The organism is Cryobacterium sp. TMT1-2-2 (assembly GCF_004403505.1).
Taxonomy (GTDB): Bacteria; Actinomycetota; Actinomycetes; order Actinomycetales; family Microbacteriaceae; genus Cryobacterium; species Cryobacterium flavum.
The window spans coordinates 247,086-271,033 of the sequence record NZ_SOGS01000006.1; the positions used below are offsets into that span (position 1 = coordinate 247,086).

Annotated in this window: 20 protein-coding genes and 2 pseudogenes; 14 read left to right on the forward strand and 8 right to left on the reverse strand. The window is 60.0% G+C overall.

Annotation, left to right across the window (positions count from 1 at the left end; genetic code table 11):
- Positions 1 to 43 precede the first annotated feature (43 nt).
- Together E3T35_RS05180 and E3T35_RS05185 are read left to right on the forward strand one after the other, a co-directional pair.
- Complete coding sequence (locus E3T35_RS05180; protein ID WP_134378043.1) at positions 44 to 775, forward strand: IclR family transcriptional regulator; 732 nt, start codon at positions 44 to 46, stop codon at positions 773 to 775.
- Positions 776 to 827: 52 nt separating this feature from the next.
- Complete coding sequence (locus tag E3T35_RS05185; RefSeq protein ID WP_104130454.1) at positions 828 to 1,214, forward strand: RidA family protein; 387 nt, start codon at positions 828 to 830, stop codon at positions 1,212 to 1,214.
- Between the two features lie 25 nt (positions 1,215 to 1,239).
- Here E3T35_RS05185 and E3T35_RS05190 read toward each other — a convergent pair whose 3' ends face one another.
- The 3 genes from E3T35_RS05190 to E3T35_RS05200 form a co-directional block, all read right to left on the reverse strand.
- Entirely contained in the window at positions 1,240 to 1,587 is a 348-nt protein-coding gene (locus E3T35_RS05190; protein WP_092340273.1) for a DUF202 domain-containing protein, read from the reverse strand.
- A gap of 5 nt (positions 1,588 to 1,592) precedes the next feature.
- On the reverse strand, positions 1,593 to 1,952 hold the full coding sequence (locus tag E3T35_RS05195) for a YidH family protein (RefSeq protein ID WP_092340272.1): 360 nt from the start codon (positions 1,950 to 1,952) through the stop codon (positions 1,593 to 1,595).
- A gap of 297 nt (positions 1,953 to 2,249) precedes the next feature.
- Positions 2,250 to 3,287: a LacI family DNA-binding transcriptional regulator gene (locus E3T35_RS05200; RefSeq protein WP_134378045.1), complete on the reverse strand. Its 1,038-nt coding sequence runs from the start codon at positions 3,285 to 3,287 to the stop codon at positions 2,250 to 2,252.
- 201 nt (positions 3,288 to 3,488) lie between these two features.
- On the opposite strand from E3T35_RS05200, the gene E3T35_RS05205 reads away from it, so the two are divergent.
- The 7 genes from E3T35_RS05205 to E3T35_RS05235 all read left to right on the forward strand — a co-directional run bounded on the left by E3T35_RS05205 (position 3,489) and on the right by E3T35_RS05235 (position 9,602).
- The gene (locus E3T35_RS05205; RefSeq protein ID WP_241988737.1) at positions 3,489 to 4,562 is read left to right on the forward strand and encodes an asparaginase; all 1,074 of its coding nucleotides are present in this window, start codon (positions 3,489 to 3,491) and stop codon (positions 4,560 to 4,562) included.
- The gene (locus tag E3T35_RS05210; RefSeq protein ID WP_134378046.1) at positions 4,559 to 5,449 is read left to right on the forward strand and encodes a polysaccharide deacetylase; all 891 of its coding nucleotides are present in this window, start codon (positions 4,559 to 4,561) and stop codon (positions 5,447 to 5,449) included. Before E3T35_RS05205 ends, E3T35_RS05210 begins: the two co-directional genes overlap by 4 nt.
- Complete coding sequence (locus E3T35_RS05215; protein WP_134378047.1) at positions 5,446 to 6,852, forward strand: MFS transporter; 1,407 nt, start codon at positions 5,446 to 5,448, stop codon at positions 6,850 to 6,852. Before E3T35_RS05210 ends, E3T35_RS05215 begins: the two co-directional genes overlap by 4 nt.
- The gene (locus E3T35_RS05220; RefSeq protein ID WP_134378048.1) at positions 6,845 to 7,609 is read left to right on the forward strand and encodes an SDR family NAD(P)-dependent oxidoreductase; all 765 of its coding nucleotides are present in this window, start codon (positions 6,845 to 6,847) and stop codon (positions 7,607 to 7,609) included. The genes E3T35_RS05215 and E3T35_RS05220 overlap by 8 nt, the downstream gene beginning before the upstream one ends.
- Positions 7,610 to 7,611: 2 nt before the next feature.
- Positions 7,612 to 8,316, forward strand: a complete 705-nt coding sequence (locus E3T35_RS05225) for an SDR family NAD(P)-dependent oxidoreductase (protein WP_134378049.1) — start codon at positions 7,612 to 7,614, stop codon at positions 8,314 to 8,316.
- Positions 8,317 to 8,419: 103 nt separating this feature from the next.
- A complete protein-coding gene (locus E3T35_RS05230; RefSeq protein ID WP_134378050.1) occupies positions 8,420 to 8,704 on the forward strand; it encodes a hypothetical protein in 285 nt (94 codons plus the stop codon).
- Between the two features lie 49 nt (positions 8,705 to 8,753).
- The gene (locus tag E3T35_RS05235) at positions 8,754 to 9,602 is read left to right on the forward strand and encodes a DUF2971 domain-containing protein (protein WP_134378051.1); all 849 of its coding nucleotides are present in this window, start codon (positions 8,754 to 8,756) and stop codon (positions 9,600 to 9,602) included.
- Between the two features lie 489 nt (positions 9,603 to 10,091).
- Here E3T35_RS05235 and istB read toward each other — a convergent pair whose 3' ends face one another.
- The 3 genes and pseudogenes from istB to E3T35_RS05245 form a co-directional block, all read right to left on the reverse strand.
- On the reverse strand, positions 10,092 to 10,694 hold the full coding sequence (istB, locus tag E3T35_RS05240) for an IS21-like element helper ATPase IstB (RefSeq protein ID WP_370449301.1): 603 nt from the start codon (positions 10,692 to 10,694) through the stop codon (positions 10,092 to 10,094).
- Positions 10,695 to 10,700: 6 nt separating this feature from the next.
- Positions 10,701 to 10,874, reverse strand: a complete 174-nt coding sequence (locus E3T35_RS20160; protein ID WP_370449119.1) for a hypothetical protein — start codon at positions 10,872 to 10,874, stop codon at positions 10,701 to 10,703.
- A pseudogene (locus E3T35_RS05245) lies at positions 10,874 to 12,016 on the reverse strand (IS21 family transposase). The gene E3T35_RS20160 and the pseudogene E3T35_RS05245 overlap by 1 nt, the downstream one beginning before the upstream one ends.
- 221 nt (positions 12,017 to 12,237) lie before the next feature.
- Between E3T35_RS05245 and E3T35_RS05250 the strand changes: the two are divergent.
- The 5 genes from E3T35_RS05250 (at position 12,238) to E3T35_RS05275 (ending at position 20,858) form a co-directional block, all read left to right on the forward strand.
- Positions 12,238 to 13,386 carry an acyltransferase gene (locus tag E3T35_RS05250; protein WP_134378052.1) on the forward strand — a complete coding sequence of 383 codons (1,149 nt, stop codon included), beginning with the start codon at positions 12,238 to 12,240 and terminating at the stop codon, positions 13,384 to 13,386.
- A 978-nt stretch (positions 13,387 to 14,364) separates the two neighbouring features.
- Positions 14,365 to 15,658 (forward strand): IS3 family transposase gene (locus E3T35_RS05255; protein WP_134378053.1). Its coding sequence is split into 2 segments (ribosomal slippage): positions 14,365 to 14,658 and positions 14,660 to 15,658, totalling 1,293 coding nucleotides; the frame shifts between segments, so codons are not numbered across the junction.
- A gap of 801 nt (positions 15,659 to 16,459) precedes the next feature.
- Entirely contained in the window at positions 16,460 to 17,809 is a 1,350-nt protein-coding gene (locus E3T35_RS05260; RefSeq protein WP_134378054.1) for a hypothetical protein, read from the forward strand.
- A 431-nt stretch (positions 17,810 to 18,240) separates the two neighbouring features.
- On the forward strand, positions 18,241 to 19,422 hold the full coding sequence (gene glf / locus E3T35_RS05265; RefSeq protein ID WP_134378055.1) for a UDP-galactopyranose mutase: 1,182 nt from the start codon (positions 18,241 to 18,243) through the stop codon (positions 19,420 to 19,422).
- Between the two features lie 362 nt (positions 19,423 to 19,784).
- Positions 19,785 to 20,858 carry a polysaccharide biosynthesis C-terminal domain-containing protein gene (locus E3T35_RS05275; RefSeq protein WP_206750655.1) on the forward strand — a complete coding sequence of 358 codons (1,074 nt, stop codon included), beginning with the start codon at positions 19,785 to 19,787 and terminating at the stop codon, positions 20,856 to 20,858.
- An 84-nt stretch (positions 20,859 to 20,942) separates the two neighbouring features.
- On the opposite strand, the gene E3T35_RS05280 is transcribed toward E3T35_RS05275, so the two are convergent.
- Together E3T35_RS05280 and E3T35_RS05285 are read right to left on the reverse strand one after the other, a co-directional pair.
- On the reverse strand, positions 20,943 to 22,166 hold the full coding sequence (locus E3T35_RS05280; protein WP_134378057.1) for an IS110 family transposase: 1,224 nt from the start codon (positions 22,164 to 22,166) through the stop codon (positions 20,943 to 20,945).
- 258 nt (positions 22,167 to 22,424) lie between these two features.
- Positions 22,425 to 23,823, reverse strand: a pseudogene (locus E3T35_RS05285) (IS3 family transposase).
- Between the last annotated feature and the right edge of the window lie 125 nt (positions 23,824 to 23,948).

Here is a 23,948-nt window from a genome sequence, read left to right on the forward strand (position 1 = left end):
ATTTGCATCAACCGGTTCGGTCCTCAGACGAGAAAGTAGTCACATGTCGAAAAGCGTTCGTCGCGCCGCGCTCATCATCGACTCCATCGCGGAGGGGCCGAAGACGGTCGTGGAGCTGTCGCAAATGTTCGAGCTGCACCGCTCCACCATGTTCCGCGAGCTGCAATCACTCGAAGAGGTGGGCTACGTGCACCGACGCAAGTCGGGCCAGTACACCCTGGGCCTGCACCTCATCTCGCTCTCCAAACTGGCCTTCGACAACCTCGACCTGAGAGAGGCAGCGCACGACCATATCCGTCGCCTGCACAAGGTGGTCGGCAATACCGTGCACCTGGCCGCGCTCATGGAGAGCAGCATCGTTTACGTCGACAAGGTCGAAGATCCCAACGGTGTGCGCATGTACTCGCGCATCGGCAAAGCCGTGCTGCCATACTGCAGCGGCGTCGGCAAGGCCATCCTGGCCGATCTCGACGAGGGCGGCCGCAACGCGGTACTGGCCGGGTCGACCTGGGAGAAATTCACCGAGCACACCATCACCTCTCGAGACGCGCTCGACCGCGAGCTCGAGATCGTCAAGAGGCAGCGGTGGGCGGCCGACGACCGGGAGTTCGAGGACTTTGTCAACTGCGTTGCCGTCCCCATCCACTCGTCGATGGGTGTCGTCGGTGCCTTGTCGGTGACAGCTATCCGCATGGTGCAAAACCTGCCCCAACTCAAAACTCACCTGCCCTTGATGCAACAGACTGCCGAGCTCATTTCTCGCGAGCTCGGATGATCACGGGTGTCGCGCCGCTGTCGTGGCGCGCGCCCACCACGAAAGGAACACCATGACGAAAATCGCCATCAGAACCGCCAACGCTCCCCAGCCGGCTGGCCCCTACAGCCAGGGCATCGTAGCCAACGGGTTCTTCTACAGTGCCGGTTTTGGCCCGCAGAACCCCGAGACCGGCGAGAAGGCAGCCACGGTCGGTGAGCAGACCCGCCAGGTGCTGCGCAACATCTCCGCTGTGCTCGCCGAGCGCGGACTCACCCTCGACGACTCCGTCAAGGTCACCGCGCACCTGCAGCACCTCAACGAGGACTTCGCCGAGTTCAACGAGGCCTACAAAGAGTTCTTCACCGCGCCGTTCCCGGTGCGCACCACGGTCGGCTCCCAGTTGGCCAACATTCTGGTCGAGATCGACGTGGTGGCGGTCCTCCCCGCATCCGAGTAGGCGCGACGCACGAGTTCGTCGATATCTAGCCCCAGCCCGCCAGCACCGCCGACTGGGAGACGACGAAGACGAGCGCAGCGAGCCCGATGAGTAGGGCGGTGAGCGTCACCGCGGCCACGGCCTTGCCCCCGCTGATGGCCGCGGTCGGGTTGTCCACCAGGGCCCGTGTGGCCCGGTGGTAGCGAATCGACGTGAGCGCATAGGCAGCGCCGACGAGCGCGAGAGCGGGCAGGCCGATCAGCAGTGCCAGCAGCGGGTCGGCGATGGCACCGAATCGAATCGAGACGGCGACTCCCAGCGCGAGTACGAGGCAGGTGCGTCGCCACGCTAGAAGCGTGCGCTCCGGCTGAAGCCCCGACTCGAAAATTCGCATCCCGCTCACACCAGCAGGCTCCCGACGATGATGCCGACGATCGCGATGGCCGCACCACTGGTGATGATGGCTCCGACGGCAAGGCCGGGCAGCGGCTGCATCAGCCGCATGGACCGCTCGGTTGCGGCCCACGACCACCAGGCGTGCACGATCGACACCAGACCGAGGGCGATGAAGATGAGCGCGGAGGCGAGGCGAATCTCGGCCTGAATCGGGGCATCCAGCGCTTCCAGCGCAACGCCGGCGAGCAGCAGCGCGAGGGACGTTCGAATCCAGGCCAGAAAGGTGCGCTCGTTGGCGAGGCTGAAGCGCGGATCGGGCTCGTCGCCCACCTCAAAGACCTTGCGCGGAAACCGTGACCTCATCTCTCCGAGCTTACCGGTGGGCAATAGCGGCCGTGCGGCGACCTGGGCGCGGCAAGCGGATGCCGCTACGCGACCCTCCGACGTCGGGTCGCGACGATCGCGCCCCCGGCCAATCGCGAGCTCTAAATTGCCGCAGACACCATTGAACCCCCATGAAAAGCCTTGACCGGCCGATCGTTGCCCTCACGAGGCGTCGCTGCCAGCCGATCTCAGTTTACCGATCAGAACGACCAGCCCCAGCGGATGCCGACCCGCCGCGAGCACCGGTTCAGCGCCCAGGAATGCGAGCGACCATCCCTACGTCGCAGACCAGTCAAAATCGCTGCTGGCGCGCACACACAGGGTGGGGGCAAGTCGAACCGACTCCACCCGGTCGGCATTGAGTACGCCGAGGAGCAGTTTCACTGCCTCCCGGCCAATGTCGAGCATCGGTGACCTCACCGACGACAGCGCGATGGGCAGTTGCGCAGCCAGCGACGTGTCGTTGAATCCCACAATCGCCAAATCCCTGCCGACCACCAGACCAAGAGAATTCGCCGCGCCCATGGCGCCGATGGCGGCGAAGTCGTTGACCGCAAAGATCGCGCTCGGTCGACGATCTGTGTTGCGCAGAATGGTATCGGCCGCGGTCCGACCGCCCATCGTGTCAAAGGGAGCCCAGACAATCGCGCTCTCGGGAATCGCCCCGCCCAGAGCGCGAAAACGTGAGACGAAACCGCTGGTTCGGTCGACCGCGGTGCTGGCATATTTCTCGCCGGCGATGACGGAGACAACTCGGTGGCCTCGGTCCCACAGATGCTGGGCCACCAGTGCGCCGCCGAGAGTGTCGTCGCAGGTCGCCGAGGTGAATCCGGCAACCGCGCGGTTCATGAGCACGAAGGGCACCTGGCGTGTGGTGAGCTCGTCGAGAATGTTTCCATCGAGGTGCGCGTCTCCGATGATCAGGCCGTCCACCCGCCGCGACAACATCACCTCCACCTTGCGCCGCTGCATCGCCGTATCGTCGCGGGAGTTCATGACGAAGGTGGAATAACTGGCGTCGTCCGCCGCCTCCTCGATTCCCTCGAACATGACGGCCAGAACGAGGTCGGACAGGCGCGGAACGATCACGCCGAGCAGATGAGTGCGCCGGGTGCGGAGGCTGGCGGCCTGGGGGTCGGGGGAGTACCCCACCTTCTTAGCCAAATCCCGCACGCGCTGGGCCGTAGCTGGAGCGGCAGCCCCGCGCGCCGTGTCGGTTTGCCCGTGCAGAATTCGCGACACTGTTGACGGATGCAGGCCAAGTTCCGCGGCCAGGTCTTTGAGGGTGACCGACCCCGGTCTGATGTCTGTCATGTCGCTGTCTCCAGTTTCCATTCCCGAGCTGAAGCTTGACGCGCCTGCTGATCCCATTCTATAGTTTGAACACCTCGCTACCCAAACGATTGGGTAGCAGACGATACTTACCCGCAACGAAGCGTGCAGTCGGCTGAAACATTGGGTAAATAATCTTTCACTCATAACCCAATCGATTGGGTACCGACTCTCGGAGAAAACATGACAGATCGTGCCGGCACTCACGTGGTGCTGCTGGCGACCGGGGGAACGATCTCGTCGCGAGCCCTCCCGGCCGAAGGTGGTGCGGCCGTCGCCGCCGACGCTGGATCGCAGATTCTCGACGCCCTCGACGCCCCGCTTGCCTATCCGATGCGGGTCATTGATGTCGCCTGTGAGGGATCGTACCTGCTGACCCTCCACGACATGATCGCGATCTGCGCGCAGATCAAGATCGCCCTCGCCGATCCAACCGTGCGCGGCGTCGTCGTCACGCACGGCACCGACACCATGGAAGAGACTGCCTATCTGGCCGACCTCACCCATGACGATCTGAGCCCGGTGGTATTCACCGGGGCCCAGAAATCCGCCGACGCAGCCGATCCCGACGGCCCCGCCAATCTGGCCGCTGCAATAGCGGTGGCCGGGTCGCCCGACGCGGCTGGCCTCGGAGCGCTCATCGTCTTTGCCGGCGAAATCTTTGCGGCGCGTGGCGTGCGTAAGGCGCACACCTTCGCCCTGGATGCCTTCACCAACCCCGATTTCGGCTCGGCGGGTGTCGTGACCGCCGTCGGTGACGTCGTCATTACCGGCTCGAACGAGCGGATGCCGCCACTTCCGCTCCCAGCCCTCCCGCGCGACCAGGCCCTGCGGGTCGACGTGATCTCTGCCTACCCGGGGGCTGACGGCGTCTTGCTGCGGGCATCCGTTGCTGCGGGGGCTGGCGGAATTGTGCTGCAGGCGACGGGCAGCGGCAATGCCAACCCCGCCCTGTGCTCCGCCGTCGCCGAAGCCGCAGCTCACGGAACCGTGGTTGTGACAAGCACACGGGTGAGCGCCGGCCCTGTTATCCCGGTTTATGGTGCCGGCGGGGGGCGTGACCTGGTCGCGGCTGGGGCTATCCCGTCTGGCCTGCTGCGGCCTTCGCAGTCGATGATTCTGCTGAGCCTGCTCCTGCTGCTCGGCCGCGACCACGACGACATTGCCCAAGCTTTCGCCGTGCACGGCGCCGCTCCAGTGCCAGACAAAACCTCCGATTCTCTGTTCGTTCATTCCACACGAAAGGCACATTCATGAAGAAAGATATTCAAATCGCATTTGGAGTGGACGTCGACGCCGTCGCCGGAATGCTCGGCTCCTACGGCGGTGAAGACTCGCCGTGCGATATTTCCCGCGGCATGTTCAGCGGCGAAGTCGGGGGGCCGAGACTTATTCGCCTGTTCGACAAGTACGACCTGCCCGCCACCTGGTTCGTTCCGGGGCACTCCATCGAGACGTTCCCCGAGCTGACCCGAATGATCGTCTCTGCGGGCCACGAGATTGGTGTGCACGGGTACTCCCACGAGAACCCGATCGCCATGACCCGTGAGCAGGAAACGGCCATCCTTGACCGCTCCATTGAACTGATCGAGAACGTATCGGGCCGCCGGCCCACGGGCTATGTTGCCCCGTGGTGGGAGTTCTCCTCGGTGACCAATGAAATTCTGCTCGAACGCGGCATCAAATATGACCACTCGCTCATGCACAATGACTTCGAGCCGTACTACGTGCGCGTTGGTGACAGCTGGAAGAAGATCGACTACGCCAAAGACGCCCAGACCTGGATGGAACCGCTCGTGCGCGGCACCGAGACTGATCTCGTCGAGATCCCCGCCAACTGGTACCTCGACGACCTGCCGCCGATGATGTTCATCAAGGCCGCCCCCAACTCACACGGCTTCGTGAACCCGCGCGATATCGAACAGATGTGGAAGGACCAGTTCGACTGGGTCTACCGCGAAATGGATCAAGCCGTCTTCACCATGACCATCCACCCCGACGTCTCCGGACGACCGCAAGTGCTCCTCATGCTTGAGCGTCTCATCGAGCATTTCAACTCCCACGAAGGCGTCAGCTGGAACACCTTCGACCAGATTGCAGATTCGTTCCTCACCCGTTCCCCCCGAAAGGTCCCCTCCGCATGAAACTGAAATCCCCCACCCTCGATCTCACGGCGCCAAGCGTCAATGAGAAACGTCGTTTTCCCGCCTTCACCGTGAAGCAGACCCGCACCGCCACGATTCTGGCGCTGTTGGCCTGGACCGTTGCCGTCTTCGACTACGGACTGTTCGGCACCCTCCTTCCCGCCATGCAGGAATCCTTTGGGTGGACAGCGCCGGAAGCCTACGCGATCAACACCTGGATCGCCGTGGGCACCGCGATCGTGTGCTTCGGCGTCGGCCCGGTCATCGACCGCCTCGGACGCCGCAAGGGCATGATGGTCACCGTCGGTGGTACGGCCATCGTCTCCGGCCTCACCGCCATCATCCCCACCGGCATGGCCTTCCTCAGCAGTGGCTTGCTCGTGATCGTGCGATCCTTTGGCGGTCTCGGGTTCTCCGAGCAGGCCGTCAACGCGACCTACATGAACGAGGTTTACCAGGTCACCGAAGACGAGAAGAAGCGCAAGCGCCCCGGCTTTAGCTACTCCTTCATTCAGGGCGGCTGGCCGCTCGGCTTTCTGCTCGCCAGTGCGCTCGCCCTGGCCTTTCTCCCGACCTTCGGCTGGCGCGCCCTATATTTGATGGCCACCATCCCCGCCGCGCTCATCGTGTGGGCCATCGCGCGCAAACTCAAAGAAACTCCGCAGTTCGAACTGCACAGTGAACTCACCCGCCTCGAGAAGGCCGGGCGCACCGAAGAGGCCCACCTGCTCGCCGGGTCGTATGGCGTCGAGCACTCCTCGACCGCGCCGCTCAAACTCATCTGGCAGCCGCACCTGCGACGCAACACCATCGTGTTCTCCCTCGCCTGGATCTTCAACTTCATGGGCATCATGATTTTCAGCATTCTGGGAAGCTCCGTGCTCAAGAATGCCAAGGGCGTCGAACTCTCCGATGCCTTCTGGATGCTCATCGTCATCAACGCCCTGGCCTACTTCGGCTACGTGTTTCACGGGTGGCTCGGTGACAAGATCGGCCGCAAGCGCACCATCATCAGCGGCTGGATTCTCGCCGCGGTCGCCTTCACCATCATGTTGAGCCCCCTCGCCGACAACCCCGTGACCATCGTTGCAAGCTTCGGCGCCGGCCTGTTCTTTCTGGTGGGGCCGTACGCGGCTATTCAGTACTTCATGGCGGAGTGCTACCCGGTGAGCTGCCGCGCTACCGGCACGGCGTTCATCGGCGCGATGAGCCAGCCGGGAATCGTCATCGGCGGCGCGCTGTTCACCGCCGTCGCTGCCGGAGCCAACACGGGAACCGCTGCGCTCTGGGTGGGCGCCCTCGGAACGCTCATCTCGGGCGTGCTCATGTTCGCTGCCAAGCCCATGGCAGAAGCTCCGCTCGCCATCGAGTCGGAAAACGAGCTGAAAGCCCAGCGTGCCTGAGCCCCGCGTTGCCATCATCACCGGAGCTGCGAGCGGTATAGGTCGGGCGCTAGCGGTGCACTACGCCGGTCTGGGGGTGCGCAGCATCATTGGCTCATTTTCGGGAGACCCGCATGATCCGCAAGAAACGCTGCAACTGGTGCAAGCCGCCGGCGGTGAAGCAGTCGTGCACGAGGTCGACGTGCGCAGTACGGCATCCGTTGATGCCTTCGCGCAGCGCGCCGTCGACGAGTATGGACGGCTCGACTATGCCATCGCGAATGCGGGCATCCTGCGTAATTCGTCCCTCACGGAGATGACGGATTCTCGTTGGACCGACATGCTCGACGTCGACCTCACCGGCGTGCTGCGCACGCTGCGAGCTGCGGCCGATCGCATGACCGAGGGCGGTGCGATGGTGGCGACCTCGTCCATCGCCGGTGGAGTCTACGGGTGGCAAGGCCACGCGCACTATGCAGCGGCGAAAGCCGGCGTACTCGGCCTGATCCGTAGTGTCGCCGTAGAACTGGGACCACAGGGAATTCGCGTCAATGCGGTGATTCCCGGGCTCATTGAGACACCGCAGTCACTCGACCCGGTGAATTCGCTCGGTCCCGACGGTCTCGCACAGGCCGGCAAGGACATTCCGTGGGGTCGGGTGGGCACGCCGGCCGAGGTGGCGAGCGTCATCGCGTTTCTCACCTCGGCAGATGCCGGTTATGTCACCGGACAGTCCCTGATCGTCGACGGTGGACTCACCGTGAAAATGAGGGCCTGACAATGAATCACACCGGGCGCGGAGTCGTCGTGACCGGCGGCAGCAGCGGAATCGGCCGGGCCATCGCTGACGCGTTCATCGCCAACGGCGACCGCGTGGTCGTCCTCGACCGCGCGGGTACCGACGAATCAGCAATCGGCGTCGACGTCTCGCAGGAAGACAGCGTGCGGGCGGCCTTCGCGCTGGCACGGGAACGCCTGGGCACCATCGACATCCTGGTCAACAGCGCCGGCCTGCTCACCGAGTCACCGATACAAGACATGACCCTCGCGATGTGGAACGAGACCCTCGCGGTCGACCTCACCGGGGTGTTCCTGTGCTGCCGGGAGGTAGTGGGGGAGATGCGCCAACAAAAATGGGGCCGCATCATCAACATCGCCTCCCAGCTCGCCATCAAGGGTGGTACCGGCCTGAGCCATTACGCGGCGGCCAAGGCCGGGGTCGTTGCCTTCACGAAATCGCTGGCACTCGAGGTCGCGGGCGACAATGTGCTTGTCAACAGCATTGCTCCCGGCCCCATCGAAACCCCGCTCGTGCAGGGCATCTCCGATCAATGGAAGATCGCCAAGCGCGCCGAGCTGCCCCTCGGGCGGTTCGGCATCGCGGCCGAAGTCGCCCCAACAGCGCTGCTGCTGGCCAGCGAACCGGGAGGAAACCTGTATGTGGGGCAGACCCTGGGGCCAAACTCCGGCGATGTGATGCAATAACGCGGGCCATCCGGTCAGTTAGGAACCCAGAGTGTGCGGAGCATGCGGTACGACGGTCCATCCCGACGCGGTGATGGGCGATGAACACACCTTGAGAAAGCGCATGTTGGTGGCACAGACGGTGACCGCCGTCTGTGCCGGGCTGCCCGGCACACCCCGCATTGCGGCGCTCGCCGCCGGGTGGTCGGTGACCAGCGCTACGGGGTCGATCACGCTGTGCCACACCGTCGAGGAGGTCTGGCTCGCCCTGCCCGAACGGAGCAGGCCGCGCCTTCACCAGGCGCTCGAAACTCGGACGGTGGTCGAGACGCACGACGGCCTCACTTCACAGGTGATTGCTGTCGGCCTGCACCTAACACGGCAGCGCCTGTCTGACAGCGCGCGATGATGAAAGAGCACTGAGAGAGCACTGAGAGAGCACTGAGAGAGGGCTGACCATGGATCTTGGCGTTGCGATACCGATCCCAGAAATCGGGCCAACGCTGTTTCATTACACGAATGCGCAGGGACTGATCGGGATTGTCCAGAACCGCGAGCTATGGGCCACCGAGACCAACTTTCTCAATGACCCCGCGGAGGTTACCTTCGCAAGCGCCGTGCTGGTGTCGCTTCTGAAAGAGCGTGCTCTCGATGCCAGCGAGAACGAGCGCAGCACCATAAGTGCCACCATCGCCCTGCTTGAGAAGTCCTACGTCGATCCAAACACGCCCGATCAGTACCGGGAAGACCGTACTTTCATCACGAGCTTTTCTCGCTCCGACCAGAGCTTGACGCTCTGGAGGATGTACGGTCGACAAAATGGTTTCAGCATTGGGTTCGACGAGGAGCGGCTTCTAGAGTGGATTGGCCAGGGCTTCCCGTCGCCTTCTGATCGTGAAGAGGCTGATCTTGGGGAAACGGAACGGCTTGACGCCCTTGTGGAGAACTACCACCTTGAGGCAAGAATTCAAGACGTCTCCTATAGGGCTGCACACGTTGAGTCGATACTTCACGACGTAATGCAAGTGAGTCTTGACGACCCTAACCTTGACCTGCGGGAGTCTCTCGTCAGGGAAGTCCTGAAGACGCTTTCGGCGGTGAAACACGATGCCTATGCCGATGAAAAGGAAGCCCGCATGCTGGTGCAGGCGCAGCATAATGCCAGCGATCCGAGTATCCGCGCGTCCGCGAGCGGATCATTGGTCGCCTGCCGCAAGGTTGTCTTCCCATTTGCGGCACTTCGAAGCATCACGATCGCGCCGGGCGCCAATGCGTCTCAAACCCGCCACGCCTTGGGATCTCTTTAAACTACCGGCGCGCGCGGAGCCTGGGGCCACGTAGAAATACGCGAATGCGATATTCCATTTACTTGGTGATCGCTTCGGTGCAGCGCCGAACTTAGGCGACAGTGTTCTACGAGATGGCGTGGATCCAGGCACCTGAAGGCGCTACGCCGACAACCGCGGTATAACGGGCCATTCTGCACGTTTCGTGCGACGAGATCTACATTTACACCAGTTTCTGGCACGTCAACGACGGTCAAAAATTGAGTCAGTATCGACGGTAAAAATTGAGCTACGTGCTCTGCGTTGGTTGAGTAGGGCCCGGGGACTTCATCTGAGAATCGCGACATTCTCTCTGGATGTCAGCGGAAGCGGAAGCGGAAGCGGAAGCGGAAGCGGAAGCGGAAGCAGGCGCGAGCCTGGCAGCCAATTAAATTCCACGATTTCGACTGTCGATGCTCTTTTAAAAGTAGTCCCTGGGCGCTCTTCGAAAAGTAGGCCACTGTTGTGTGTCTATTCTGTGGTGTTCTCTGGTCTGGCGGAAGGCAGGGTGGTGATGCCGCTGTCTTTGAGTCGGTAGCTGGCGCCTCTGAGTGTGATGACGTCGGCGTGGTGGACGATGCGGTCGATCATGGCGGCGGCGGCGACTTGATCGCCGAAGACGTCGCCCCAGCGGGCGAAGGGCAGGTTGCTGGTCAGGATGAGCGAGGCGTGTTCGTAACGCGATGACACGAGCTGGAAGAACAGGTTCGCGGCGTCTTGTTCGAACGGGATGTAGCCCACTTCGTCAACGATGAGTAATCCGTAACGGCGCAAACGCACGATCTCCTCCGCCAGCCGGCCACGTTCGTGCGCGTATTGAAGGCGAGCGACCCATTCGACGGCGGTGCCGAACAGCACCCGGTGGCCGGCGTCGGCGGCTTTGATGCCTAATCCGATCGCGAGGTGGGTTTTGCCGGTGCCGGGAGGCCGGAGCAGGACGATGTTGCGGGCCTGCTCAAGGAAGAGACCACCGCCGAGGTGGATGATCTGGTCCCGCTTCAATGAGGGCTGGTGGTCGAAGACGAAGTCGTCGAGCGTCTTCCGGGACGGGAACCCGGCCGCGCGGATGCGCAACTGGACTCAGGACGCATCACGGGCTGCGACTTCACGGTCGAGGACCGCGGCGAGGTAGTCCTCGTGGGACCAACCCGCTTCGCGGGCTTGATCGGCCAGGCGAACGGCAGCGTCACGGATGCGTGGTGCTTTGAGGGCGCGGGAGAGGAAATCAATCTGCTTGATCGTGTCCGAACTCATCAAGCGACCTCCGCATCGGGATCGAAACTGACCTCGAACGCGGTGTCGTAGTCGGCCTGGTCCCGCTCCAATGACTCCGGGGCCTCGGCCGGAGTCGGTGTCTGAAACCGGACCCGCAACGCTTTCGCCGCAGTCACATGCTCCGGATCCGTGATGGTCGCAGCCGACCCCATGGCGCGCAGATGGGTGGCGACGATTTGCCCGCCCAGCCGCACCGTCACTCGGGTCAGATCGGCATGAACGTCAACCATCCGCCCGATCGCGGCAGGATCGACGGAATAGTCGTTGCCGAACACGCGAACGTAGTAGTCCCGGGGCAATCGAATCTGCGCCCTGAATCCGACCGGCGGGGGCGGCGGAACGGCTAGCATCGCCGCCCGGTCCTCGGCAACCCGGTCGAGGGGTCGCGCCTGCAGGGCGCGGACCGTGCGGGTGTTGGCCGTAGGCAGCCACTGCCGGAGCTGCGTGCGGCCCGGCAGGAACGACGTTTCCAGGAACTGGTCGGCCCGCTCGACGATTCCTTTGGATTCTGGGTCGTAGGGCTTCAACTGCACGATCTTCGTCGCCAATGCGCCGCAGAACGCAGCGACACCGTCGGCGAGTTTGTTGCGCCGCCCGATCCCTGCCTCGTTGTCCCAGATCAAGCGGCGCGGGACCGCCTGGAGCTGCTCCGACAGCAACAGCCACATCCCTGCGAGCAGATCCTCCGTCGTCCGTGACGACAACATCACCGCGGTGATGAACCGTGAGTACGACGCGACGATCACCAGCACCGGCGGTGACCCGGTCCGGCCGCCGCCCCAGGGAATATCTGCTGGTGGGAACCACAAGTCGCACTGCGCCTGGTCCCCGCCCGATAGGTGATCCGGTCTGCGGGGTCCTTCGGCGCGAACTCGGGCTTGAGGTGCGTGATCTTCTTCCGAAACTACGACGATGTACCCTCTCCAGCCCACCCGCTCCGCCACCACCGTCGCTGGCATCGATGGCGTCGTTGTCAACAGGCGCCGTGCGTCGGCTTCGAAATCGTCGAAAGCTGACGGTCCCGGATCTCGACGATACTGCGGAGGCCCGGCCGAATGAACCGCACGGGTGACCGTCACCCGTGACAAGCCCAGCTGCTTTGCAATCGCCCGCACCGACATGCCCTCACTGACGTGAAGGTGCCGAATCTCTGCCCAATCCGGATCTGTAATCACACATCCAATCGTGGTGGGTGGTCTACTTTCGAGGAGCGAAACTGGCCTACTTTTCAAAGAGCGCTGACATCGACATCGACGCCAAGCCCGTCAGCGGGGCCAGCCCTAGGGGTCGAGCCAATGGGTTCGGAAGCTGTGACGAAACATTGGAGTGGCATAATCCGAGTATGACTATGGGGGAAAAAATCATGCCTTTCAGGGCTAAGCGTGAGAAGACAAAGCGACTGACCAGCATTCAGAGCATGCGCGGGTACGCGGCAGTTCTTGTGCTTATCGCCCATTCCGTTGACCTAGCTAGCATGCACGGTGAAAGATTCTTTATGAACCAATGGTTGCATTTAGAGAACTTCGGTGCGATCGGGGTTGACCTGTTCTTCGTCATTAGCGGATTTGTGATGGCGAATTCGGTGGCGAACCGTAATGGTCCGCGAGCATCCCGAAACTTCTTGGTGATGCGATGGCTACGAATTGCGCCGCCATACATCATCATCAGTTTCATTCTTATTGCAATCACGATTGCTCAACGTGCTTCGATCAACCCGATTTCCATCGCTAACCTATTTCTGTTTATACCCTGGTTCGACACCTCAACCTTCACAATGCCTCCCCTGGATGTCGGCTGGACCCTCTCGTTCGAGTTCACGTTTTACCTGCTCGTTGCCCTGATGGTGCTTCTACGACTCGGCGACAAGATCGAATGGCTGTCCCTGGGGATCGTCGCGCTCGTCGGGCTGGGCGTTGTGCTGCCGGACGATATTTTCCTGCTCCAATGGGTCACGAATCCGATCTTCCTTGAGTTCGCGCTGGGGATCGGTGCGTATTCGCTCTGGAAGCGACGCGCGCTAGAGACCGCTCGAGTAGGTTGGCTTGCCCTCGGTTTAAGCGGTGGCCTTGTCCTAGTTGTGCAAGCCGTAATGGGATTCGGCGACGTCTCCGAGGTTGCCAATATTGTAGATGGTACGTTAAGCCTCCAGCGCGTCTTCTGGTGGGGAGTACCTGGCGCAGCAATCTTCATTGCAGTAATTGCTTTTGAGCGACCTTCCACGGGGATTGCCGCACGCATCGGTGGTCGCATAGGCGATGCATCATATTCCATTTACCTCGTGCACATCCTCGCCCTGATGGTCTACTCATCCGCGGTCACGCATATGCCGTTCGGCCTTCCCCCGACAGTCGTATTCGTCGGTGCAATCGCGGTAGGCATTTGTGCCGGAATGTTCTACTTCCGTTTTGTGGAGAATCCCTTACGGTTGCGAATGGAGACAACGGCCACGATCATGTTCCGGATGAACTCCATGGGGAATCAGCCTCAATAGGCTGCCGTCTTGGCCCGGTTGAACCGACTGGCGCCGAAACTGGGTGCATTTTGATCAATGTGACTCTTCGAAATATGGGGTGGAGTTGGCGTTGGAATCCTTCGGCTTTGAGGAGCGAGCGGGCTTCGTATTGCGTCAGATTTCGGAAGTCCAAGGCTTTGCCGCAGAGATGCTCTCGCCTTCCGTTGATGGCTTCGGTCGTGCCAGTTCGAGGCTCCCGGTCGGACGAAGAACGCGAAGATATCGGCGACAAGCTTTTTCAGAGTTCGGACGAGACGGTGAATCTCCGTCAGGAGCTGGGGGACATCGCGACTGATCGAGTTGATCGGCGCGTGCATCATGGCCATTCCGTTCTTCTCGTCTGCGGTCCCGTAGGCGGCGACTATACATTGATAGATCCCCCAAATTGCCTAAAACGCGAGGTGCTCGTCGCCGTAGAACACCGTACTGAGCCGGACTTGTTGCTAGTCGTTGAGGAGATCACGAGAGGTGTGAAGGGTCCAGCGGGCGGTTTAGAGCGGATCTCCCACGTGGCCGCGATGGCCGAGATTGTGCTGTTGAACGGGTGGCCGGCAGCGGTCCAAATGCGCCGACAGCGAGACCCACGACGTGGAAAGGATCCATTGCCGGGACCGCCTCCGGGATATCCTCGCTCGCGGCGGTTTCATCGCCGGTGAAGCCATACATCTCGGCAACGTCGATGCAGTCTTTCATTCCTTTTGGGCGATCGGCCAACCATTGCGTACACACCTGGTCGACCGTCCCTCGACCATGTCCAGCAGCCGTGACGGGGCTGTTTTATTGCGAACTGGGGTGAGGTCGATGATCACGTGACGATCTTGTCGCCCTAGCGGGCGCGGTGCCAGACGTGATCGTCAACGCCGATGACCGTGACGTTGTGGAAACGTGTCGGGTCGTTGATCAGCATGAACCGTCCCTGATTTCTTGCCGTTTTCTTTCTAGTGAAAGGATTTGGTTATGCCCAAGAAATACCCAGATGAGGTTCGTGAGCGAGCGGTTCGTATGACGGTTGATCGTGTGAAGGATTATCCGTCGATGTGGGCCGCGTGCCGCGAACTTGCCCCCAAGCTCAATGTCGGCCCGGAGACGTTGCGGAAGTGGGTCAGGCAGGCGCAATCCGACGCGGGAGAACGGACCGGTCCAACGAGCGAAGAGCTCGAGGAGATCCGGCGGCTCAAGCGCGAAAACCGGGACCTGCGGGAAACTAACGAGATCCTGAAAGCAGCGGCGTCTTTCTTGAGCTCAGGGAGCTCGACCCTCGCAACCGTCCATAGTCGCGTTCATCGTTTCGATGAAGGCGAACGGCCATGGAGTCGAGCTGACTTGTGGCGTCCTGCGTGAGCAGGGCGTCTTGGTCACTTCACGGTCGTATCGTGCGTGGAAGATCCGCGCTGCTGCGGTTAGGACCCGCAGCGACGCTGTCCTTCTGGATCGGCTTAAAGCGTTGACAGTGCGGGACGTTCAGGGCCGGCAGCAGCCAGAGATTCTCTATGGCCGCCGGAAGATGACGGCGTGGCTGATCCGGGGCGAGTTCGCCGGTGTGTCCAAGCACACGGTGGACCGGTTGATGCGGCTGGAAGGCATGAACGGCCTCGTTCGTGGCCGTAAGCCGCGCAGCACAGTCTCCACCGGGAAGGATTCGGCCCGTGCTCCTGACTTGTTGAAACGCAATTTCAGCGCGCCCCACCCGAACCACAGCTGGGTGACGGACTTCACGTATGTGCCGACGTGGGGCGGGTTCGTCTACGTGGCCTTCGCGATCGACTTGTATTCTCGAGCGATCGTCGGCTGGCATGCGTCCACGGTCAAGGACACCCCGTTCGTTGAGGTGTGTTTGAACATGGCGCTCTGGCGCCGAGACAACGCCGGGCACACCGTCCAACCCGGCCTGATCCATCACAGCGATGCCGGGTCGCAATATACGTCCATTCGATTCACGGAGACCGTAGCGCTCGAGGGATTGGTCGCATCGATCGGGACGGTCGGTGACGCGTATGACAATGCGGCCGCCGAGACCGTGATGGGCCTCTACAAGAACGAGGCCGTCGCGAAGAACTCACCCTTCGTCACCGGTCCGCTGAAGACCCTCGCCGACGTCGAGAAGCTCACCTTCGACTGGCTCGACTGGTACAACAATCGGCGTCTACACAGCGCCCTGGGGAACATGCCGCCGGCCGAATATGAGGTCAACTATTACGCTGGGACAAACGGCCCGATAAATATCGAAGCCGCCAACAAAACGGCGGCATGAAACCCGGGACGGTTTAGCACTCGTTTTCCGCCGGGCAATATGGCGCTGTTCGCGGTGTGACGTGCGGCTCCGAGACCGGCCGGGACCCGGCTGACGGAGAGATAGCTAACGACGATCCCGGCCAACGCCTTATCGGAATCAACCGTGAGGATCCTCGGCTTGGGCGGTGCCGCATTCCCGCTGTCCTGCAGCAACGTTTGCCCGCACCCGGGACACGTGTAACGGTGCACCTGCATGAGCAGGATCGTCGGCCGCTACCCCAATGGTTCATGCGCGAGGGACGGAAGGCTGTGTCGCGTGTCACGCCCCGGCAGCCGCAGTGGTGGCACCAATCGTCACGCTCGACGACGCGGCACTTGATTGAGCATCGCACGACCGCAGTCGAAGTGCTGGCCGACGGCTCGCAGGCCGACCCCATCCAGATGGCAAAGGTGGTCAGATCCGGGTTCAAAAAGTAGTCAGGACAGGTCGACGCATTCCTGTTGGGCAATGTAGGAACCTCTGTCATGCGAAGGCCTCGAGCTCTTTCAGCCCAACGACTCGCTCATTACCCTCACCTCCACTACGCTCTCAATTTCCGATAGCCATCAATGTTCCGCCAAATTTTGTATCCATGGGGTGATTCAGATGCTCCGCCAAATTCTCTTCCCCGGCAGGCCCTCCGATGGACTTGCTCAAGAACATTGCTAGGCAGGCCCCAAAATTCCGGGAGGGGCACCCGCTGCCTGTCGAGAAATGGGTATTTTCAGTCTGTATCGTCGCTGCTGATGCCGTCTTGTTCTCATTGCTATGATGACGAACGTGACAACTTTGGGGACGATTTTATTTATTGCGGCGGTTGTAATACTGATTTTTCGGCGTTCGGCCTACCCCTGGTTACTCGCAGTTGCTGCGGCCTTTCCGAATTCAGCCGCCATCGTTGTTAATGAGAATGCCCTTAGCCCCTTTTACTTTCTCGCCCTGCCGACACTTTTCTGGCTCCCGTCCATCGCTAAGCGGCTCTTAGGGCCGGGGAAAACGGCACTTACCGTTTTTGCAGTCTGGTCGATATTTATCACAGCATTCGGGCCCATTCTGTTTGCTGGAATTTTAGTACTGAGCCCGCGGAATGGCATTGACAGGGGAATTCTGGACCCAGCCAGGTTAGGACTAACGGTTTCAAATCTGGCTCAAGGTGCCTATTTGCTCATCGCCGTCGGCTTCGTCTATTTCGTCGTGAAAACTCGCTCATCTATCTTCTTGCCCGCTATGACATTCACCATAGGCACAATTCTCTCGTCGTCGAATTTTCTCATTGTCAACGCTGGTGGGCGCTGGCCAAGCGAATTATTCGACTCTGGAACATTGGCGTACACGAACGAGGACGTAGGGGGGATTTCGAGACTCCGTGGCGTATTTGCAGAACCATCCCTTCTGGCGGAGTTCTCTATTGCTGCGGCGGTGTATTTCTTCTTTCTATTTTTCTCAACCAAGGGATGGGTTCGATTCGTGTGCTTGGGAATGGCCGTGTTGGCTGGACTAAATTTGTCCGCTTCGATGACTGGCACCGGTACCGCCGCAGCATTGGTCGTGATTGCGGTGATAGCCATATATGGCGCTAAGAGATTCCTGTCCGGCGGCCAAGGAGTGCTCCTAGCGACAATGGTGCTTCTGATTGGGACCATGGCATCCTTGCTCTGGGCCGAGCGGGCGATAGACGCTATCAGTACGGTCGTCAACGAGAAGATCGGAAGCTATTCGCAGATAACACGGTCGAGTGCCGACCTGTTTTCATTGGGGGTGCTGAAGGACACCTACTTGCTCGGAGCTGGACTCGGGAGCAATCGACCTTCTTCGTTTGTCGCCATGTTGCTGTCGTGCGTTGGGATCGTAGGAATCCTCGCCTTTTTCTGGTTCCTGACTCGCCTCATCGGGCGAGCCGGGCGCACAACTAGAGGTCGCGCAATTTCATGGGCGCTTTTTGCCGTAATTGTAGCGAAGACCTTGGCAGCTCCGGACCTCTCATCACCGATTCTCTGGATCTTGATTGCTGGATGCGCGAATGAGTCCTGGGGCGTTTCCCGAGGCGCCCCTGACTTGCTCGACGTTTTAAGAAGAACGGAAGTAAGAAACCGTAAAGTTAGGCGAACGCTTAAGTCTCCGGTGTCCTAGTTGTGCGATTATTCCGTTGATTCAGACTACTGATAAGGGCAGCTCCGGCCCTTGCCCGACCCCCTTCAATTGACACGTTACACACCACAACTACGAATCGTCTTCGTTGAGCATGCGGAAGATCAAGTCGAGACATCCATCAAACTCGGGCCCGCGGGTGCCAATGATTGTGGGTACGCACTCACCTCCGTGAACTCGGGTTGACGATCAATCTGAAAAAATGCCGACGAAAATATACGTGCTCCGGCGGCGCAGTTCCATAGCGAACTCAAACACCGCCGGTCCGACGGATATAATAAGCAGTGCGTTGCTGGGCGTCCTAAACAACTCGTGCAGTCGGTGAACCGCGCGCTCGCAGTCCGGCGGGGTCGACATCCGTTAGTCTCACAGATACGCGCATTGGTGTTTTGTTCGAATTGAGGGATGTCGGCATGAATTTTGATCTGGTGGTTGTTGGTTCCGGTTTTTTCGGGTTAACAGTAGCGGAACGTGCGGCCTCCGACCTCGGGCTTAAGGTCGTCGTGATTGACCGACGCAGTCATATAGGGGGCAACGCGTATAGCTCCTTCGAACCGGAAACCGGAATTGAGGTACACAATTACGGCGCCCACCTATTTCACACTTCAAATAAAGTGGTTTGGGAATACGTCAACAGGTTCACCAGATTCACGAATTACGAGCATCGGGTCTTCACGAATTTCAGCGGTGAGGTGTTCCCGCTGCCGATCAATCTGGGTACCATTAATCAGTTCTTTCGAGCCGCGTATTCCCCGGCCGAGGCCCGATCTCTAATAGTCAGTCAAGCTGCAGAATTTGCCTCGGGTATGAGTCAAAACCTTGAGGAGAAGGGCATCTCCCTAATCGGTCGGCCTCTATATGAGGCCTTCATTCGCGATTATACAGCTAAGCAATGGCAGACTTCTCCAGTTGAACTTCCTGCGGAGATTATTAGCCGATTACCGGTCCGATATAACTACGATAATCGCTACTTTAATGACACGTACCAGGGCCTGCCAATTGACGGGTACACTTCTTGGATTGAACGGATGGTAGATCACCCCAACATTGAAGTCCGGCTAGACACCGATTTCTTCGACGATGTGCAAGAAATCAACCGACAGTCCGTGACAGGTCGCATACCGGTCGTATATACCGGTCCGCTCGACCAATACTTCAATTACGAGGGCGGTGAGTTGACTTGGCGCACGCTCGATTTCGAGCAGGAAGTTCTTCATATCTCGGACTTCCAGGGAACGCCTGTCATGAACTACGCGGATGCCGCCGTGCCTTATACACGCATTCACGAGTTCCGTCATTTTCACCCTGAGCGAGCACACTACCCGGCCGACAAGACCGTAATTATGCGGGAGTATTCCCGCGCAGCGACGCGGGCGGACGAACCCTATTATCCGATCAACACCGCAGAAGATCGCAGGAAGTTGAGCGAGTATCGGGTTCTCCAAGGGGGGGAGGCTGGCGTTTTTTTCGGAGGGCGGCTTGGGACGTACCAGTATCTAGACATGCACATGGCAATAGGCTCGGCTTTAAGCATGTATCAGAACAAGTTGAAGCCGTTCTATAAAAGCAATGCAAGCAGAACTTCTTCTAGATAAGGGCGCTGCTAAAATCGCACCTATAAACTTAGGAAAGGAGATGATTTCGGTTTCTGGTTTGAATCACTAAATATCTCGGTTCAATCAATGATAAACAACTACTTCGTTCTTGAGTCTTGAGTCTTGAGTCTTGAGTCTTGAGTCTTGAGTCTTGAGTCTTGAGTCTTGAGTCTTGAGTCTTGAGTTAGACGAAAGAAAGGGAACGAGTGCGCGCGTTAGCAGGTCGACTTAGCGGTTTCGGCTCAGCCGTTCTCCTTTCTGCCTTCGTACAGCTGCTAACCATGCCTATCATTATTTCGACTGTAGGCGGACCGACTTGGGCTAGCTTAGCGGTCGCTCAAGCTATAGGATCAGTATTTGCAGTGATTGTCGCATTTGGATGGGGAGTAACTGGCCCCGGAATGATTGCCAGTGCAGGTGAACAGTTTCGACATAGTATTTATGCCGATTCCATTAAGGTCCGGCTGGTGCTATTTGGGATTTTGGCTCCGGTTGCGGTGGTCGTTATCTCAAGCATTGCCATCCGTGAAGAGGCAGCCAGTTCGATTTATGGTCTATCTATGATGGTCGCCGCTCTTGGAGGTGCATGGTACTTCGTCGGTGAAAAGAAGCCGGGACGCCTAATACTTCTGGAGGCGCTACCCAGGGTTTTTGGTGTGCTGATTGGAACTCTCATTCTTGCGTTGGGAGGGTCTCTCCTTTGGTTTGTACTTGCGCAGATAGTTGGTGCTGGGGTTGCTGCCTCGTGTTCGGCAGCCGTGATATTGCGTTCCAGCGGAAAAGCTTCTGCGGTGCGGGCAAAGCGCTTCTTCCCTTGGTATAGCCTGCGAGATCAAATATCCGGGGTAGTCACCGCGTCGACTGCCGCGCTCTATGTCAATGCGCCACTCATCTTTGTCACGTTGCTCGTTCCGGGGTCAGCTCCGATGTACGCGGTCGCGGACAAATTGATGAAATTGGCGCTGGCCGCCTATGGTCCCGTTACGCAGGTGGCGCAAGGCGCCGTGGGTAGCGAAGACCGTATGCTACTGCGACAGAGAACGATACGTGCGATAAGGATCTCAATTCCGCTCGCGCTTTCCCTAGGTATAGGGTTCGCGATGTTACTCCCGTTCGGTGTTGCATTGATGTCTGCTGGATCGGTTGTTACAGGTTTTGGACTATCGGCTCCCCTCGGTATCGCTTTTGCCTGTATCGCACTCTCGCAGGTCACCGGGTTAGCTTGCCTTGTCGCTTTGGGGAGGTCACGTGTAGTCGCAATGAGCACCGTTATGGGTGCGCTGGTTGGACTGCCGTTGCTGATCGTTGGCGGGACCTGGCTCAACGTGGATGGAATTGCATGGGCCGTGGCTACTTCGGAAGGCATAGTCGTCACACTTCAGCTCGTGGTTCTCTCCAGAATTCTCAGGCTTTCAAGGCGTATTGACGATCGATGAAGTAGGCGCAGAATTCGGACGACGTTCACGAGCACCTGAGACTCACCCTCACCGTCACCGCGGAATTTGATGCTCCTATTGTTGTCAAGGGCTGACTTTCGGTTGTTCACTGAGCCATGCGCGGTAGCGCTCAGAAAGGACTCGATCTTGGGTGGCGCCGCGTTCAATGCGCGAGATGGCTTTGGGCCAGGCGCTCAGCTCGAGTGCTACGGCGGTCTGGGTGAGGTGCAATGCGAGGCGCCGTGGACGCAGATCGTTGGTTAGCAGGCCAGGCCGTGGGTTCTGCAGGACGCGGTATATTTCGCGGGCGACGTAGCGCTTGAGGCAGCGCATGATCTCCTTCTTGCCTTCGCCCTCGCTGGTGCGTTTGACGACGTAATCCTGGGTGCGTTGGTCCTTCGCCATGCGCACTAGAACGATGCGGTGAATCGCGGAGTTCGCGGCGCGGTCGCCACCGCGGGAAAGCCAGCGCCGTGTCGTCTTGCCCGATGACGCAGGGATCGGTGCGACGCCGGCCAATGCGGCGAATTGGGCTTCTGTGGTCAGGCGCTCGGGGTTGTCGCCGATAGTGACCAGCAGTTGGGAGGCGACGGCGGTGCCGACACCTTTGATCAGGGTCAGGGCTGGGGCGTGCTCGGCGATAATGCGGGCGAGCTCGGCGTCGCAGTCATCGATCTCGGTGGTGAGGTAGGCATGGCGGGCGGCCATGCGTTTGAGCGTGACGGCGGTCGCGACGAGGGGGTCTGTGATGTCTCCGGTCGGGCGCGAGGTGGCCATGCTTTTGGCACGGGATTCGCTGGTCTTGCCCCGATATTTAGCCCGGATACTCTCTGGGGCCGATGTCAGTATGGCGCTGATCTGCGTTAGTACCGCGGTGCGTGCCTTCATCGCGCTGGTGCGCGCGGTGCGCAGCACCCGGAGGGCTTCGACGTTACCGTCGCGGGCTTTTGGTGTGGAGGTGCCGCGCTGGGCGAGGACAGATTCGGCGGCCTCGTAGGCGTCTAGCGGATCGGACTTGCCGTGGATGCGTCGGGCTTGGCGATTGGGTCGGTTGACCTCTTTCACCTCGAAGCCCTCGTGGATCAGGACCCGGGTCAATTCAGCACCGTAGGACCCTGTTCCTTCGACGCCGACAGCGATCACCGGTCCATACCGGGTGATGTATTCGGCGATTTCGCGGTAGCCGGATCCCACGGCCAGAAAATTCTTATCGGCAAGGTGTTTGCCGTAATTGGTGATGATGGCGACGTGATGGGTGTCGGCGTGGGTGTCGATGCCGGCGATGACGCTGATGTCGTCGGTTGTCATGATGGGAATAGCTCCTCTGACGCTCGAGTAACAGGTGGACTCGCGTTCGCCAGGTGGGCAGACAAGACGGTGATGGGACTTCTTGGTCAAGCTCCTATTAGGTCATGTCCGCCTGGCGAATGCGTTTGATGCAAGCCACGGAACGGTGGACGGATCAAATTAAGGACAGCTTCAAGAAGCGTCAGTCAAGGTTGGAGTCACAGCATTCCAGGGCCTACTTCCATCATCACCGTCAAGGCGGATGAGACCAGTGGGAGTTTAGGCGGCTAGTTCGAGGCGTTCCTTTTCGGTGGGTTTGTCGGCTGGTTTGTTGATCCATGCCGTCGCGGGAATGGACAGAATCTTTGGTGCTTGGCTGGTGCTGAATCGCTCGGGGAAGCGTGCCCTGGCCGCGTCCAGCGTCGCTGCTCGTTCGATGGCCTTCGCCTCGGCGAGGCCGTAGTGCACGTCGGCGCGCGTATTGAGGCCGATCCCGGAATGGCGATGCTCGTGGTTGTATCCATCGACGAACGAGGCCATGAACAGCTTCGCGTCGGCGAGGGAGCCGAAGCGTTCGGGAAACGTCGGAGCGAATTTGAGGGTCTTGAACCACGCCTCGCTGTAGGGATTATCGTTACTCACCCGCGGCCTCGAATGCGATTTGGTGACCTCCAGATCCGACAGCAACGCCGCGACGGTCTTTGACGTCATCGACGTGCCGCGGTCGGCGTGAACGACGTGCGGGACGCCGTGAATGCCGAAGATTTCCTTCATCATCTCCACCGCCAGCTCGCCCGATTCCGACGCGTGAACATACGCGCCGACGATGTACCGGGAGTAAATATCGATCATCACGTAGGCATCGAAGTACTTCCCCTTGACCGGGCCAGCGAGTTTCGTAATATCCCAGCTGAGCACCTGGCCTGGGGCCGTGGCGATCAATTCGGGGATTGCCCGTGCCAGATGGCGTGCCAGGCGGCGACGGTCCTTGACCTGCAGATTCTCGTTCAACACCCGATACATCGTTGAAATGGAGCACAAGTACGTGCCCGCATCGAGCAGCTGCGCGTAGATCTGAATCGGCGGCAGATCCACGAACGAGTCCGAATTGACGACATCGAGAATCTGCCGGCGGTCGGCATCATCGATCCTGTTCGCCGGGATCGGCGCCGGCCCTGCCACCGGGATGCGCGGTTTCCTGGTGGCGTCGCCCGAGGGATCCCGACCAGGTCAGCCGCGACGCGAGTCGAGATTCCTCGGCTGGCCAGTTCGCGGTAGGCGGTCATTACGGCTTCGTGTGCGGTGTTTCGTCCCGCGAGCTCTTCGAAAGACTTTCGAGTAGCTCGTGCATTTTTGACATGATCTCCAACGCCACCCCCGTCGTCTCCAGACGCTGCTCGGTCTTGCTCAGCTGGCGACGCAACCGGGCGATTTCCGCTTGCTCCGGCGTTAACCGGCCAATTTTCTCGCCAGGTTTCTTCCCCGCGAGAACACCGGCGTCACGCAGCTTGCGCCACTCCGTGATCTGCGAGGAGTACAACCCTTCAGTGCGCAGATACGCGCCACCCTCATGGTCCTTGATCGCCGCGTCATACGCAGCCAAATGGTCAAGCTTGTGCGCTGGGGTGAACGACCTTCTCGAGGTCGGACCACCAGCTCGCGGTCCGGAACTACTCATATAACTATCGTCGCGCACGGCGATCAAAGACGGGCTGGACATGGTGGTGGTTTCCTAGTTCTCGCCCTACGTCATGCGGCGGACTTGCTGTTAGCTACTGGCCTCACCCAACCCTGACGGTAATG

What these genes read in the sequence shown, in the direction of transcription:
- E3T35_RS05250 (WP_134378052.1), top strand. Translation starts at nt 12,238, where the DNA reads ATGACTATGGGGGAAAAAATCATGCCTTTCAGGGCTAAGCGTGAGAAG.
- E3T35_RS05235 (WP_134378051.1), top strand. Translation starts at nt 8,754, where the DNA reads ATGGATCTTGGCGTTGCGATACCGATCCCAGAAATCGGGCCAACGCTG.
- E3T35_RS05185 (WP_104130454.1), top strand. Translation starts at nt 828, where the DNA reads ATGACGAAAATCGCCATCAGAACCGCCAACGCTCCCCAGCCGGCTGGC.
- E3T35_RS05200 (WP_134378045.1), bottom strand. Translation starts at nt 3,287, where the DNA reads ATGACAGACATCAGACCGGGGTCGGTCACCCTCAAAGACCTGGCCGCG.
- E3T35_RS05180 (WP_134378043.1), top strand. Translation starts at nt 44, where the DNA reads ATGTCGAAAAGCGTTCGTCGCGCCGCGCTCATCATCGACTCCATCGCG.
- E3T35_RS05190 (WP_092340273.1), bottom strand. Translation starts at nt 1,587, where the DNA reads ATGCGAATTTTCGAGTCGGGGCTTCAGCCGGAGCGCACGCTTCTAGCG.
- E3T35_RS20160 (WP_370449119.1), bottom strand. Translation starts at nt 10,874, where the DNA reads ATGAGTTCGGACACGATCAAGCAGATTGATTTCCTCTCCCGCGCCCTC.
- E3T35_RS05210 (WP_134378046.1), top strand. Translation starts at nt 4,559, where the DNA reads ATGAAGAAAGATATTCAAATCGCATTTGGAGTGGACGTCGACGCCGTC.
- E3T35_RS05225 (WP_134378049.1), top strand. Translation starts at nt 7,612, where the DNA reads ATGAATCACACCGGGCGCGGAGTCGTCGTGACCGGCGGCAGCAGCGGA.
- E3T35_RS05215 (WP_134378047.1), top strand. Translation starts at nt 5,446, where the DNA reads ATGAAACTGAAATCCCCCACCCTCGATCTCACGGCGCCAAGCGTCAAT.
- E3T35_RS05280 (WP_134378057.1), bottom strand. Translation starts at nt 22,166, where the DNA reads ATGACAACCGACGACATCAGCGTCATCGCCGGCATCGACACCCACGCC.
- glf (WP_134378055.1), top strand. Translation starts at nt 18,241, where the DNA reads ATGAATTTTGATCTGGTGGTTGTTGGTTCCGGTTTTTTCGGGTTAACA.
- E3T35_RS05230 (WP_134378050.1), top strand. Translation starts at nt 8,420, where the DNA reads ATGTTGGTGGCACAGACGGTGACCGCCGTCTGTGCCGGGCTGCCCGGC.
- E3T35_RS05205 (WP_241988737.1), top strand. Translation starts at nt 3,489, where the DNA reads ATGACAGATCGTGCCGGCACTCACGTGGTGCTGCTGGCGACCGGGGGA.
- E3T35_RS05195 (WP_092340272.1), bottom strand. Translation starts at nt 1,952, where the DNA reads ATGAGGTCACGGTTTCCGCGCAAGGTCTTTGAGGTGGGCGACGAGCCC.